The organism is Entomohabitans teleogrylli, assembly GCF_001484765.1.
Taxonomy (GTDB): Bacteria; Pseudomonadota; Gammaproteobacteria; order Enterobacterales; family Enterobacteriaceae; genus Entomohabitans; species Entomohabitans teleogrylli.
The window spans coordinates 1-13026 of the sequence record NZ_KQ947384.1 but is presented as its reverse complement, the minus strand read 5'-3'; the positions used below and the strand labels follow the sequence as shown (position 1 = coordinate 13026).

Annotated in this window: 10 protein-coding genes and 1 pseudogene; all 11 read right to left on the bottom strand. The window is 49.9% G+C overall.

Translation table 11 applies throughout. The features are described from left to right. Nucleotides 1-25: 25 nt before the first annotated feature. A pseudogene (locus AQ981_RS28095) lies at nt 26-313 on the bottom strand (HIT family protein); the annotation flags it as partial. Between the two features lie 97 nt (nt 314-410). Further along, the gene (locus AQ981_RS11630) at nt 411-1448 is read right to left on the bottom strand and encodes a LacI family DNA-binding transcriptional regulator (RefSeq protein ID WP_058911918.1); all 1038 of its coding nucleotides are present in this window, start codon (nt 1446-1448) and stop codon (nt 411-413) included. Between the two features lie 85 nt (nt 1449-1533). Continuing rightward, entirely contained in the window at nt 1534-2307 is a 774-nt protein-coding gene (locus AQ981_RS11625; RefSeq protein ID WP_058911917.1) for an SDR family NAD(P)-dependent oxidoreductase, read from the bottom strand. Nucleotides 2308-2350: 43 nt separating this feature from the next. Then, a complete protein-coding gene (locus AQ981_RS11620; protein WP_058911916.1) occupies nt 2351-4225 on the bottom strand; it encodes a TRAP transporter large permease in 1875 nt (624 codons plus the stop codon). Between the two features lie 60 nt (nt 4226-4285). After that, on the bottom strand, nt 4286-5320 hold the full coding sequence (locus AQ981_RS11615) for a TRAP transporter substrate-binding protein (RefSeq protein WP_058911915.1): 1035 nt from the start codon (nt 5318-5320) through the stop codon (nt 4286-4288). A 391-nt stretch (nt 5321-5711) separates the two neighbouring features. Beyond that, entirely contained in the window at nt 5712-7379 is a 1668-nt protein-coding gene (locus AQ981_RS11610) for a hypothetical protein (RefSeq protein ID WP_058911914.1), read from the bottom strand. A 574-nt stretch (nt 7380-7953) separates the two neighbouring features. Next, complete coding sequence (locus AQ981_RS11605; RefSeq protein ID WP_058911913.1) at nt 7954-9135, bottom strand: amidohydrolase; 1182 nt, start codon at nt 9133-9135, stop codon at nt 7954-7956. A gap of 288 nt (nt 9136-9423) precedes the next feature. Then, nucleotides 9424-9699 carry a hypothetical protein gene (locus tag AQ981_RS11600; RefSeq protein ID WP_154675934.1) on the bottom strand — a complete coding sequence of 92 codons (276 nt, stop codon included), beginning with the start codon at nt 9697-9699 and terminating at the stop codon, nt 9424-9426. 302 nt (nt 9700-10001) lie between these two features. Continuing rightward, entirely contained in the window at nt 10002-10895 is an 894-nt protein-coding gene (locus AQ981_RS11595; RefSeq protein ID WP_058911911.1) for a DUF4365 domain-containing protein, read from the bottom strand. A 75-nt stretch (nt 10896-10970) separates the two neighbouring features. Continuing rightward, nucleotides 10971-12176: a DUF3644 domain-containing protein gene (locus tag AQ981_RS11590; protein WP_058911910.1), complete on the bottom strand. Its 1206-nt coding sequence runs from the start codon at nt 12174-12176 to the stop codon at nt 10971-10973. A gap of 506 nt (nt 12177-12682) precedes the next feature. Further along, the coding region (locus AQ981_RS11585) for an integrase core domain-containing protein (protein ID WP_154675936.1) at nt 12683-13026 on the bottom strand (344 nt) is incomplete at both ends.

Below are 13026 nucleotides of genomic sequence, written 5' to 3'. Positions count from 1 at the left end.
AATGGCTGTCATCCGTATAGCGCGGAATAAGATGCCAGTGCAGATGCGGCAGCGCGGTACCGAGACTGGCGAGGTTCATTTTCACCGGATGCATTTGCTCGCGGATCACCCTCTCCACTTCGCGGGTAACTGCCATAATATGGTTGCCGTCATCCTCGCTCAGCTCACTTAACTCAGCGTGGTGCTGGTTCCACACCACCCGGCACCAGCCGGTAAAGTTGCTCCCTTCCACCAGCAGAACGCGGCAGCGATCGTCCTGCCACAGCACGGTTTCCTGTTGCGGGTGGCAATAAACACATTGGGTCTCAGTCATGGTACTGATCCTCTGATTCAGGGTAATGGGCTCCCCGAACCGGCTGGCGCAGGGCCCGGCGCCGGAGAGCATTATTGTGTTGATCTAAAAGTGAATATCAGGTTTTTACTGATTGCCGTCGTATCAGCGTGGGATGGAACAGAAACTCCTGCGGCGCAATCGCCGGGTCCTCAATACGTGCCAGAAGCCGCTCTACCATGATGTCCGCCATATCAGCGAGGGGCGGCATTACTGAGCTCAGGCCTGGAGGGATCAGCCCCGCCAGGGGAATATTGTCGATACCGACCACGGAAATTTGCGCCGGGATAGCGATACCCGCTTCGCGCAGGCCAGCCATCAGACCAATGCCGAGCGCATCATTAATGGCCACCAGACCGTCCGGCAGCGGCGACTGTTGCACCACCTGCGCGGCAAGCGCCCGCCCCAGATCGGTCATTTCGGTATCCCCATAGGCAGCGAGCGCTTTACCTTCGATGACCATCTGCTCCCTCAGAATCCCTGCCTGCCGGGCGGCGTCGAGGAATCCTTCGATTTTATGGCCGCGGCTCATGGTTCGTCCCGCCTCGGTAACAAAAGCGATACGCTGACATCCTCCGGCAATCAGGTGTTCCGCGGCAAGGCGGCCAGCGGCCACATTATCCATCGAGACGCTGTCGAACGGCATGGCGCCGGACGCCACGTCTGCTGGCATGCGGCTGTCGTAATTTACCAGTACCATGCCCCGGGCCGCAGCCCGCGAAAAATGCGGCTTTTCCATGGCGCTGGCGGCAACGATAACCCCGCGTACGCCGTGGGCGAGCATATCCTCCAGAAAGGCCTGTTCTTCATCTTCCTGACGATAGGTATTCCCCAGCAACACCCGGTACTGGCGGGCTTTCGCGGCCAGATCCACCTCCCGGGCCAGGGCGGCGAAACTGGGATTAACGATGGAAGGAACCAGCAGGCCAATCATCTTTGCCTGGCCGGTTTTGAGCTGTTGCGCGACCCGGTTAGGATGGTAGTTCAGTTCACGCATGGCTTGTTCAATGCGTGCCAGCGTTTCCTGACGCATTTGATCGACGCGGCCGTTCAGTACGTTGGAGACAGTACTGACGGAAACGCCGGCGTGGCGCGCAACATCGCGAATATTGGCCATACAGCTCCTCACCATTGAATATCTGTTGCTGATTTTAAAGGTTTTTCCCCGGCGGATACGACTTTTTTGCCATCTGATTACGCTCTCAGGGGGCCATTTGCCCACCGTTAACGTCGACAATCTGTCCGGTGATGTAGCCGCTAAAGGCATGTGTCGCCAGAAAGAGATAGGTTGGTGCGACCTCTTCGCTGGCGCCAAAACGCCCCATCGGAATCGAATCACGCATTTTTTGCAGTACTTCCTCGCTTTTACCGTGATGAAAGGCCGTATCAATGCTGCCCGGTGAGACGATATTGAAACGAATATTGTCTTTACTGAACTCTTTCACCCAGTTGCGGTGTATATCGTGAACCCAGGCTTTCGCGCTACCGTAGACGCCGGCCCCGATACCGCCGCCGTCGCGCCCGGCGATCGATCCGGTACTCAGTACCGCGGTGGTGATCCCGGTCTGGCGGGCGGCTTCGCGCAGATAGGGGATCGCGAACTTCGTCATCATTAACACTGAACGGACATTGAGATCCATGACATGGTCGTAAAAGGCGTCATCGATTTTTTCCAGCGGGCTGCGCCCGCCCAGGCCGCCTGCATTGTTGATCAGCACGTCAATGCCGCCAAAACGCCCGACGAACGCCTCCACCAACTGGCGGCAGTTTTCACTGCGGGTCAAATCGGCGCTGAATGTGGAGAATTCGCCCGGCAGGCGCCCGAACTCCTCCACAACCTGCGGATCATCGATCCCCCGGCGGCCATTGATGCCGACGCAGGCACCGTACTGGAGAAATAACCGCGCCGTTGCCAGACCGATTCCGGTGGTAGAGCCGGTGATCAGTACGCGTTTACCTTGTAATTCCTTCAACATAGTGAACCTCTTCTTGTCGCTCTTTGCAGATAAATGGGTTGAATCAGTAGCCGGCAAGCCCCGGCAGCCAGGTGGTCAGGGAGGGAATCAGCGCCACGACGATAATGCCGAGCATCACCACCGCCAGGTATTTCGCCATCGGGCGGATGACGTTTTTCATCTCCACGCCGCAGATGGCGCAGGTGGTGTACAGACCCAGCCCGATAGGCGGTGAAAACAGGCCGAATCCCATGGCGAGAATCATGACGATCGCGAAGTGCAGCGGATTGAAACCGAGCTGGATAGCGATGGGCACCAGTATGGGGGCGAAAATAATCAGCGCTGGCGCGCCTTCCAGTACGGCGCCGAAAATGATCAGAATAACAATGGTCAGTAGCAGGAATAGCCATGCCCCCTCTTGCATCCCGATGCCGACCAGCAACTCAGCGATTTGCTGAGGGATCATCTGGATAGTCAGGGCATAAGAGAGGCTGGTGGCGCAGGCGACGATGAACAGTAAAACCCCGGACATCGCGGCGATATCAATGAACATTTTCACCGTGGCGCGCAGCGTCAGTTCGCCAAAGGCGAGACGCCCGACCACAATGGCGTAAACGACGGCAAACGCCGAAATTTCTGTCGAGGTGGCAATCCCCATCATCACGCCGCGGCCAATCATAAAGATCATGACCAGCCCCACGGCCGCGCCAAGCCACAGTTGTATGCGGGAACGCTGTACCGGATAGGCTTCGTTGACATTAATGCGCCCGCCAAAACGGTTCGCGGCGATCAGCAGTAGTACCAGCAGGCAGGCGGCAGGAACCAGGCCGGCGATAAACAGTGCGCCGATAGAGATATTGGCGACGAAGCCCATCACGATCAGATTAACGCAGGGCGGAATGGTTTCCGCCATGACCGCAGAGGCTGCGAATATCCCGGCGGCTTCTTTATCATCCTGTTTCGCGCGTCGTACCGCCGGCATCAGTACGCCGCCGACCGCCGCCACGTCGGCCAGCTTGGAGCCGGAAATACCGGAGAAGAACGCCATCGACAGCACCGTGGTCATATTCAGGCCGCCGCGAAAACGCCCCATACCGCGTACGATTAACTCGACCAGGCGCGTCGACATACCGTTAATTTCCATTGCCGCGCCGGCCAGCAGGAAAAACGGTATCGCCAGCAGCACAAAATGATCCACGCCAGCGGCCACCTGCTGGGAGAAGAAGACGAAGGGCAGGGAGGGATCGCAAATAAAAAACACCATAGCGGACATACCGAGGGTAAATGCTATCGGTACGCCGGCCAGAATACCCAGCACAAAACAGACAAGCATCAAGCCGGCAGCAGCGCTGGCGGGATCGGCCATCAGCGACAGTTTCAGATAGCCGAGGAGAGCCAGCCCCAGGATGCCGGCGCCGCTGAGCACCACTACCCTGACGCTGGCGCGCAGAGCATGTTCCAGGGCGGCGACCATCATCACCACAGACCCCACCAGCACCGGGATAACATAGATCACTTGCGGCAAGCCGGTTTCGGTGGTCTGGACCCGGGCGGCTTGTACCAGGTCATAACTTGAGACTACCAGACCGGCGGAAACCAGCAGCAGAACCCAGCGGCTGGCATGGATAACGTAAGGACGCACGTTTTCAGGAAGAAAGCGCAGGAACAGATCGACGCCGATATGGCCGCCGCGTCCGGTAGAGGTGGCGACGCCAAAAAAGACCAGCGCAATCATCATGGCGCGCGCCACTTCTTCCGCCCAGTGGAGCGGGGATTGCAGGGCATAGCGCCAGATAACGGAGGTGAAAACCACCAATACATTAATAAACAGCACCAGTGCGCCAGCCCAGGAAGTCAGGGTGGTCAGGAGTCGGCTGAGCCGCCCCAGATAAACGAGGTGTTTTGCTTCCTCTTTTATCGTCATTGATGTTTCTGCCATAGTGAACCTCGTTAACGGTTCTTGTCAGGAAGCGGCCCGTCAGGCTGAGGCCGTGTGGTTTTACTGTGCCTGCTGCGGCGCTGAAGCGTTAATCTCGGCCACCAGCGGCGCCATTTGTGGATACTGCTTCAGGAACGCCTGCCAGACGGGCTGTACCCCGGTACGAAAAGCGCGGCGATCGATGTCGCGGAAGACCACGCCTTTGGCCTGGAGATCTTTAATCGCCTGTTCTTCCAGGCGGTGAGACTGTTGACGCTGGTAATCGGTGGCTTCCCGGGCGGCAGCCAGAACCTCGTCCCGCAAAGGTTGAGGAATTTGCCGGAAACTGTTGCTGTTCATGGCAATCATGATCGGATTGTAAATATGGCGGGTGAGCGTCGCGTTTTTAGCGATTTCATAATATTTGCTGGAATATACCGTGGCCGCGTCATGCTCCAGGCCGTCAATAACCCCCATTTGCAGACCGGAATAGACTTCGCCGCCGGGCATGGGAATGGCGACTGCGCCCATGTGGTTCAGGGTGGCGATGAAGTTTGGCACCGGCAGCACACGGATCTTGAGATTTTTGAGATCCTCCGGTTTTTCAATCACTTTTTTGGTGTAGATATTGCGTGCGCCCAGGCTGTAGCCGTAGCCCAGAACCACCACACCGGCTTTTTTTAACATCAGATCGGAAAGGGTTTGCCCGGCTTTGCCGTCCAGCGATTTTCCTACCTGTTGGTAGTCCTGAAACAGATAGCCCAGATCCAGCACGCCGATTTCCGGTACCAGCGTGGCCCAGATAGAGGTACCAGAGATCATCATGCCGATAGCGCCGATTCGTACCTGCTGGGTGGCGTCCGCCTCTTTGCCCAGCATCCCGTTCGGGAAGTAATTGAGTTTAATTTCATCCTTTAGTTTATTGTTTTTAATAATGTTTTCCTGAAAGCGTTTAAACCAGACATAGTGGGCGGAGGTTTCGTCTGCGGGTAATGACGAGTAGACGCGCAGGTTTACTACCGCTTGCGCGGCATTCAGTATGCTGGTTCCTGCCAGTAACAGGGCGCCCACACAGGCGCAGGCCAGCAACCGGCGGGGTTGGTAAATTTTCATCATGGTTGACCTTCCGCTTCACGTTTTATCGGGGTAATCGGTACTCTTTTTTGCGCTCAGGAAAAATAAGGCGCTCAAAAGAGAGGGTAATTGCATCGAATTCTTTTTCTGTATCGTTTTAGTGTAACGTTACAGAAAACATATCGCGTAAAAATCACCCAATCAATAGTCGTTTCCAGGAAAGCGCCAGGGAAATGGTGAATTTGTGAGAGAGATCGATATGCAGGGGAGAGAGTAAAAAATAACGATTTATTCTGGAACGATATAGTCGTAGAGCGACGTTAACATCCGCAGCTAAAAAAGAGTTGTTTCGTAATAACGAGTTATGCGGGTTTCCCTGAGATGAGCAATACCGGCTGATGGGATCCAGCCGGTAGGTACGAATGCCAGTATTTCAGTTAGTTGGGGTCAGGGTGGGATCGTCCACCACGCCGACGGTCAGGCCAAACCGGGAAAAGTCCAGCTCTACGCCGGGCCAGTTGATGGCGCTGGCATAATAGAGCGGATGGGTGGCGCAGTTATTGGCGAAGAATTTGTTACCCGCGCAATAGCCGACGCCGTAGAGTTTACCTTCGGCATTGTTGTAAAACAGGTGTTCTTTACCGACGCTGAATGATGAGACGTTTGAAGCTCGTAGTTTCGGTGTCGGCCCATACACGAAGTATTTATCGTCGCCGCCAAAGGTATACAATTTATTATCACTGGTCAGATAGGCGCCGCCAGGGTAGCGAACCTGAAGTTCGGCGACGCCGGTGGCGACGATAATCGGTTCGGTAACATCCAGATTGGTGTGCGGCGCCGTGGTGTAGGCACTCCAGCCTCTTCCCAGGTGGTAGTTGGTGCCCCAGCCGATTACCCTGCCATCATCCAGCAGAGCGGCGCCAAACCCCTGTCCTCCCCCCAGGTAAACGATGTGGCTGGCATAATCTTTCAGCCCTTTGATGCGGTAAGGGGAGGCGGTGAGTCCCGTGTAATCCTGAATTCCATGTTTACACCGAGAGCTTGAACCGTCGGCGGCGGTCCATGCTGAAACATTGGTTTGGGTGGCGCCGAGGCCGCAGCCTTCGTTATCACCCCAACCCCATACCGAGTAAACTCCGCTGCCGTTAACGGTGATCGCCAGTGTGCCTTCGTAGGCTCCGCCAATCTTCACCGCTTTTTCACCCGCCAGGGAGACTTTTGTCGGTGAAGAGACGACAGCGGTCTGGCTGCCGCTGCCGCACTGGCTGTAGGCACAGTGCCCCATAAAATAAACATCACCGCTTTCGGTCAGCATGACGGAGGTATATTCCCCGGCGGCAATATCGACTACGCCGCTTAGCACGTTACAGGGCGATGTGCTGTAAACACCGTTGCAACGGCCTGCTTCTCCATAGCCGCTCTGCCCCCATGCCCAGACATTACCCTTTTCATCCAGTGCCAGCAGATGGTAGATCCCGCCAGTTACTTTAGTCACTTTGTTGGGAATTGGCACCATCGATGGCGATGATGCGCTGTCTATGGCGAGTGTGCCGCTGGCGGACTGCCCTGAACCACGAAAGCCCCACACCCATACTTTACCATCGGCATCAATACCCACGCCGGTATCCACCAGGGTGTTTGAATCCTGGACCAGCAGGAGTGGTGCGGTTTTTGTACTCTGATTCAGTGTTGGTGACTGATAACCCGTTGAGATTGAACTGCCAAAGCCGCCATCGACGACAGGTGAAACCATATTTGGCGAGCTGATTGCCGCTGAAGCGGTGTGCTGGTAGTTCATCTGGTTGCCATTTTGGTTGACGGTGAGCGTGAGTTTTTTATTCACTATGGTGTCATCCGGGAAATGGAGGGTGAGATTTTTCTCCAGCATCGTCTGGCCGCCGCGCTGGTCGTCGTAGCGGTGGGTACTGGCGGCGACAAGGCTTTCCGTCACAATATCCGCCAGGCGAGCTTTCTTTTGCAGCGCCATGCTTCCGTCAATAGCCAGCGAGAGCAGTAGAGCAAAGACGGGCAGCAGCATGGCGTACATAATGGCAAGTGCGCCACGTTCATCCGCGAGTTTTCGTATGATGTTATTTATCATAATCTCACCTGCAAGACAGATATGTCCTTTTGATAAATATTTCCTGATAACAAAATATTCTTTGATAATACAGGCGTTGCTTTTTTAAAGCACAGAGAAATAAATTAAATGAGCTGTTGTTGTGTTCTTTTATTTTTATATTCTGTGCTTAAAATATATCTGGCGCTGTGCCTGGTTATCACAATATAATTTAGCTTTATTATCGTATCATTTATTTTGGTGTGGCGGGAAAATAAACGATTAAAAATTATAATGATATTGGCGTAATGGTGTTAAATGGCAAATTTTTATATGATTGGGAAATGAAAAATTAATTTTTATCCATTTACTGATCTTTTGTTCTGGTGTTTGTGATTTGGTAGATAATTATGTGGTTCATATGTTGATAAAATTCCTGGATAGCCTCGTTATGGCATCAGTGGCTTAAACTACTCTGAACAATCATCAGTATTTTTATATTATCCAACGGTATTTTCAGTATTCGGAAAGGACGATGGCCGTCTGATGAGGCGCTGGATTAAAAAACGCCACCGGGTTTTACCCTGGCGGCGTTACCGGTTATCTGACTGAAGGTTTATGCGCCGTTAATCAGCGCGCTGGCCAGCGCCAGGTGCGTTTTTATCCCAACCTTCAGCGCCTCTTCATCAATGATAAAGTGCGGGTTATGCACATTCCATATCGCTCCCTTCTCCGGATTTCCGCAACCGATGAAAATAAAGCAGCCGGGCACTTTTTCCTGATACGACGAAAAGTCTTCACTACTGAAAAGAGGGCGCTGGCTTTCCTGCAGCGTACCCGCCGGGAAAAACGCGTTGATTTGCTCCCGGGCGAACTGGCTGGCCTGTGGGTGGTTAAATCCGGGCGCATAGCCGGACTGCCATTCAATTTCACAATCAGCGCCGTGGGCATGGGTAATACCTTCAACAATCCGATTGACCAGGCCGGGAACCCTCTGCCGGACATCATTATTGTGGGTACGCAGCGTGCCGGCCAGACGAGCCGAATCCGGAATCACGTTATAGCTGTCCCCGGCCTGAAAGGTGGCGACGGTCAGCACTGGCGTCAGCAGCGGATCGGTATTTCGGGCGACAATGTGTTGCAGAGCGCACACCACTTCAGCGCCAATTACCACCGGATCGACACAAGTGTGCGGCATTGATCCGTGGCCGCCTTTCCCCTTAATCAGGATGTTGAAATTGTCGCTGGAGGCGACATAGGGCCCCTCTTTCATCACAATTGTGCCTACGGGGAGATCGGGCTGTACGTGCAAACCAAAAATTTGCGCCACATCGTCGACGATGCCCATTTCCACCAGTTGTTTTGCGCCGCCAGGGGGAATTTCTTCCGCGGGCTGAAAAATAAATTTCAGCGTGCCGTGTAGCCGGTCCTGATATCCGCTAAGAATTTTAATTGCCCCCATCAGCATAGCCGTATGGGCATCGTGACCGCAGGCGTGCATGATGCCGGGCTTTGTGGAAGCAAAATCAACGCCGCTCTTTTCGTCCAGCGGTAGGGCATCAATATCGGCGCGCAGCGCCTGGACCGGACCGACGTATTTTCCTTTCAGGGTAGCGATAACGCTGTTTTCCAGCGGCCGGGTGATTTCGAGGTGCGGGATCGCGTTTAACTCACGGTGGATGTAGTCCGCCGTCGGCTTTTCATGAAACGAGAGGTCCGGGTTGGCGTGGATATGGCGGCGCCATCTGATGACATCGTCAAAAACGTGGTTTACCAGGGCGTCTGCATTGTTATTCATTATGTTCTCCGTTGACTGACACAGGCGAGTGCCGGAGCAAAGTGCCGCATTCAGACCTGAACATAGCATATTAGTATAAAGAAAAGAGTGAATGATGCGGATTGTGCCCCGGTAGCTCAATACGTGGACTTAAAGCGGATTACCCCCGTCAGGCGATGGCCAGAAAGGTCAATATCGTAACCTCGCCATTGTACCTGTGGTGTGACAGTCCGATAGATAAGGGCAGCAAATTCGGCCCGGTATTTCTGAGATGCTGGCTCGGGCCTGGCGTGCCCGAGCGGAAAGAGTTCAGCGAACGAGTAGCGTTACCAGGCCGAATATCCCACCGGTAAGGAAACCATACTCAAGATCTTCCTGGTCTTTACGGATATCATGAAATCTTTTCAGCGCGTTTTCAGCACTGGAGGCGGTAACTTCTTCAAACTGTTTTTCATATCCCTGGGAGATCAGTTGAGTCGCAGCCTCCTGGTCCTTCCTGTCGGCAACAACAATCTGACGGCCTTTTTTGAAAAAGAGAAAGTCGGGCATGATGATCTCCTGAGTGATATTTGTACGAATACTCAAGATACACGGAGCTTCCTTGTATGCACAGTATGAGAGAATCCTAAAGGGCAAAAACAGGCTGAAAATTAAATAGTTATTTGCCTTTTGAGGTAGACATTTTACTGTGTCGCCATGTTGCTCGCGGCAACAAAAGAGGCCGTTAAACGACGAGCTGGATCTGAATATTGAGTAATGGCCTATTTATATTGATTTTATTGGTTTTTTATTAATCTATCTTTGGGCTAAGTACACACTTAAGTACACGGAATGAAAGGGTGCTCAACGAGTTGGGGTGAAATTGTCCATCGAATCTCGTAAATAAGTTACTGCTCAATATACTCTATTAGCTGTTGTAGAACCCATCTATCTTTTGGCTTAATAAACCCCTCAGTATCCAGCCTACTCAAAAGAGAGGTTATCTCTGGATGGTAAGATAATAGATCCATAATTAGAGATACCACATCGTCTCTATCTCGTGCTACAGCTAAATTAATAGCTCCAAAAATTCTGTTTAACTCAGAAAGTGATAGTAGCTGTAAACGTTCTTTAAATTGGATCTTTTGTTCATCAGAAACGGTAGGGAAGTACCAAGATAGCGAGTAACCAGTTTGCCCAATAACTTCTGCATCACTCTCAGATGAGAAGAAGATTGATATAAGTCTTTTCCAAGATTCTTCTTTAGTTAATTCCATTTCATTATTAGGTTGTTGTTGGATAGCACTAAGTTTCTCTACGTCAGCTCTTTCGACAGGACGTTTGTAATACTGATGTATCTTTGAAACTAATTGAGTTAATCCTATGTCAATATCAATTATATTCTCATTATTAAGAGTCTGCTTAATAATCGGAGAATCTTCATGTTTTAAGATTCTTTTTGCCTGCTCAGTTAGATCGAACCAAGATGCTGTGCGTAAAGCTGGAGAATAGACTATGCCAATTGATGGAATACATAAATTTTGCCAGTAATGAAAATGATCTTTACTAGCTTTAAAAGAAAAAATATGAGTATCCTTGTTTACGAAAGAATCTCCACTTTTAATTTGAACGCCAACCAACATGCCTGTAGCCACGCCTTCAGGTGTAACTAATTCTAGTTGCCCATCGACACCTACATCAGTAGAAGACGTCTCTCTAAAGATTAAGCCGCCTAAAGAAAAAATGTAGCCAGCATAGTGAACTCCTGCTCTACTAATTAACTCACTTTTTGGTGCTTTCATCTCAATCCTCTTGAGGGCATATGCTGTGTTAAGATAGTGCTAATAAATTATCTTTAACAGTTTTGTTAATAAATATTATTTCTTCCGCAATTTATATGAGTTTAAAGCACTTGCTAACCATTGTTCTTGTTCGCTTATGTTCTTTACTACCCATTCCACAAATTTGTCAGAGTAACGGTGTACATCCGTGTAATCATGATACTCTGATTGATTGTTTTTCTTAATTTTGTGTTTATAGCAGATAGCTTGAAATGAGTGCCTATTAATCAGGCATTTGCCTAGAGATTGATTGATTTTTGCTATAGCTTCGTTTGTTGTATGCGGATGTGATTTTTTAAGATCCTTTGCTTGTGTAATAATAATTGCTTGTTGTCCATGATCTCCTACACTTAAGGTGAGATCTGAATTGCTAGGTTTTTTAGTCAGCGCTAATTTATAATCGATTGATATCGAATATTTGTCGGAGTCAATTTCTTTTGAGGCATCTTTAAACTGCTTTAAAAAATTGGAGACTTCGAGTGCGGTTATGTCTCCGTAAGATTCTTTTATTATTCCAATTTCAGGTTCTGGACCATCTATGACTAAACTAAGCATCCCCACACTCTGGCCTGCTAAGGGAGAGTTCCCCATTTGATTACGATATCTTTCTTGGTAGTTCAAGACTGTAGCTTGAAAGAGTCTTGAAAGTTGCGGCTGTAGTTCAGGAATTAATAAATGAGTTGCTTGGTCTCTTAGTTGTATCAGTGTTTCAATATTTAGTTTGACAGGGTCATTATTCTGGAGACGTAGCAGAAGAGAGTCGGTAATTGATATGCTTTTACCATTTTTATAAAATACTTTATCCTCACCTAGTGCATCTAAAATCTCAGCTTTTAGAAAGAGCTCCCAAGCATTAACCATCATAATGGTAAAAGCCTCTACTCTATTATTAAGACTAGGGCGGTTATATATCTCAAGAGCAAGTGTAAAGGCATCCAAACTTCTTTTTATTAATTTCTGGTACATTTTTTGATTTGGATTCAACTTACGAGCTGATGTGCTTTGTGACATTAAACGAATGAAATCATCATTAGATATTTTAGACAGTCCCTCAGAAAGCCAACTATTATTATCTGACTTAAAGATGTAGGTACCCTTTAACTTTTCACTAATATATTTAGCTACGCTTTTAGGGCTGTAACCTGTAGCATCAGCGGCCTCCTGAAATGTAAATCTTTCAGCTTTGTTTTCTTGTTCTCGAAAAAAGTTTAGCAACAGTATTCTTTTATCTTTTCTATTCATAACTCGTGCCCTCGATGCTTGTTAATACCCTTTATACACCTAAAAGCTACTGCTCTTTTATGCTTTTGCTGTCTATGATCTTCTTTTGGCTGCTATTTGTACAGGTAGCAGCCAGATAAATTCTAAACTAATACAATCTATTAGTGTTTTCTAGAAGAGGTAAAAGACTATTATTCTTTCACCTCCAACCGAATAAACTCATGCTCAGGCTGAATAATCTCACCAATCGCAGCAAATCCATCATGGTCTAGCATGCAAATTTTATTTAGATTCAATATGATAACCTCGCGTATGTAAGCTTGCTCAACGCCCGTAACCATGTGTGTTAGTAATCCTTTATTTTGTGCGAATTTACTGTAAGTTATGCTTCCACTGTTGTTTCTTCGCTTTCGCTCATACTTTTCTTGCTTCAAATTCAGCACCAACCCAATATCATTGGGGTATAGGTGATACTGGCGTGGTGATGCGCAATTTATACGGTGCTGTCGTTTAATGCGGCGAACCANAGTTAGTAATGTCGGTTGGTTTTTCTTCATATTTCCTGTTTCGCCAGTCCGTTGCGAATTCAGCTGGTGTCTGGTAATCCAGCGATGAATGGGGACGGCACTCGTTATAATCCTGCCGCCAGTCATTAATCGTTTTCCGGGCATGAAGAATATCGCTGAACCAGTGTTCATTCAGACACTCATCGCGAAAGCGTCCGTTAAAACTCTCAATAAATCCGTTCTGCGTTGGCTTACCTGGCTGGATAAGCCGTAGTTCCACACCATGCTCAAAGGCCCATTGATCGAGTGCGCGGCAGGTAAATTCCGGGCCCTGATCGGTTCTTATTGTCCTGGGATAGCCCCGA

Coding starts and splice junctions, on each gene's coding strand:
- AQ981_RS11630 (WP_058911918.1), bottom strand. CDS start 1,448: ATGGCCAATATTCGCGATGTTGCGCGCCACGCCGGCGTTTCCGTCAGT.
- AQ981_RS11625 (WP_058911917.1), bottom strand. CDS start 2,307: ATGTTGAAGGAATTACAAGGTAAACGCGTACTGATCACCGGCTCTACC.
- AQ981_RS11620 (WP_058911916.1), bottom strand. CDS start 4,225: ATGGCAGAAACATCAATGACGATAAAAGAGGAAGCAAAACACCTCGTT.
- AQ981_RS11615 (WP_058911915.1), bottom strand. CDS start 5,320: ATGATGAAAATTTACCAACCCCGCCGGTTGCTGGCCTGCGCCTGTGTG.
- AQ981_RS11610 (WP_058911914.1), bottom strand. CDS start 7,379: ATGATAAATAACATCATACGAAAACTCGCGGATGAACGTGGCGCACTT.
- AQ981_RS11605 (WP_058911913.1), bottom strand. CDS start 9,135: ATGAATAACAATGCAGACGCCCTGGTAAACCACGTTTTTGACGATGTC.
- AQ981_RS11595 (WP_058911911.1), bottom strand. CDS start 10,895: ATGAAAGCACCAAAAAGTGAGTTAATTAGTAGAGCAGGAGTTCACTAT.
- AQ981_RS11590 (WP_058911910.1), bottom strand. CDS start 12,176: ATGAATAGAAAAGATAAAAGAATACTGTTGCTAAACTTTTTTCGAGAA.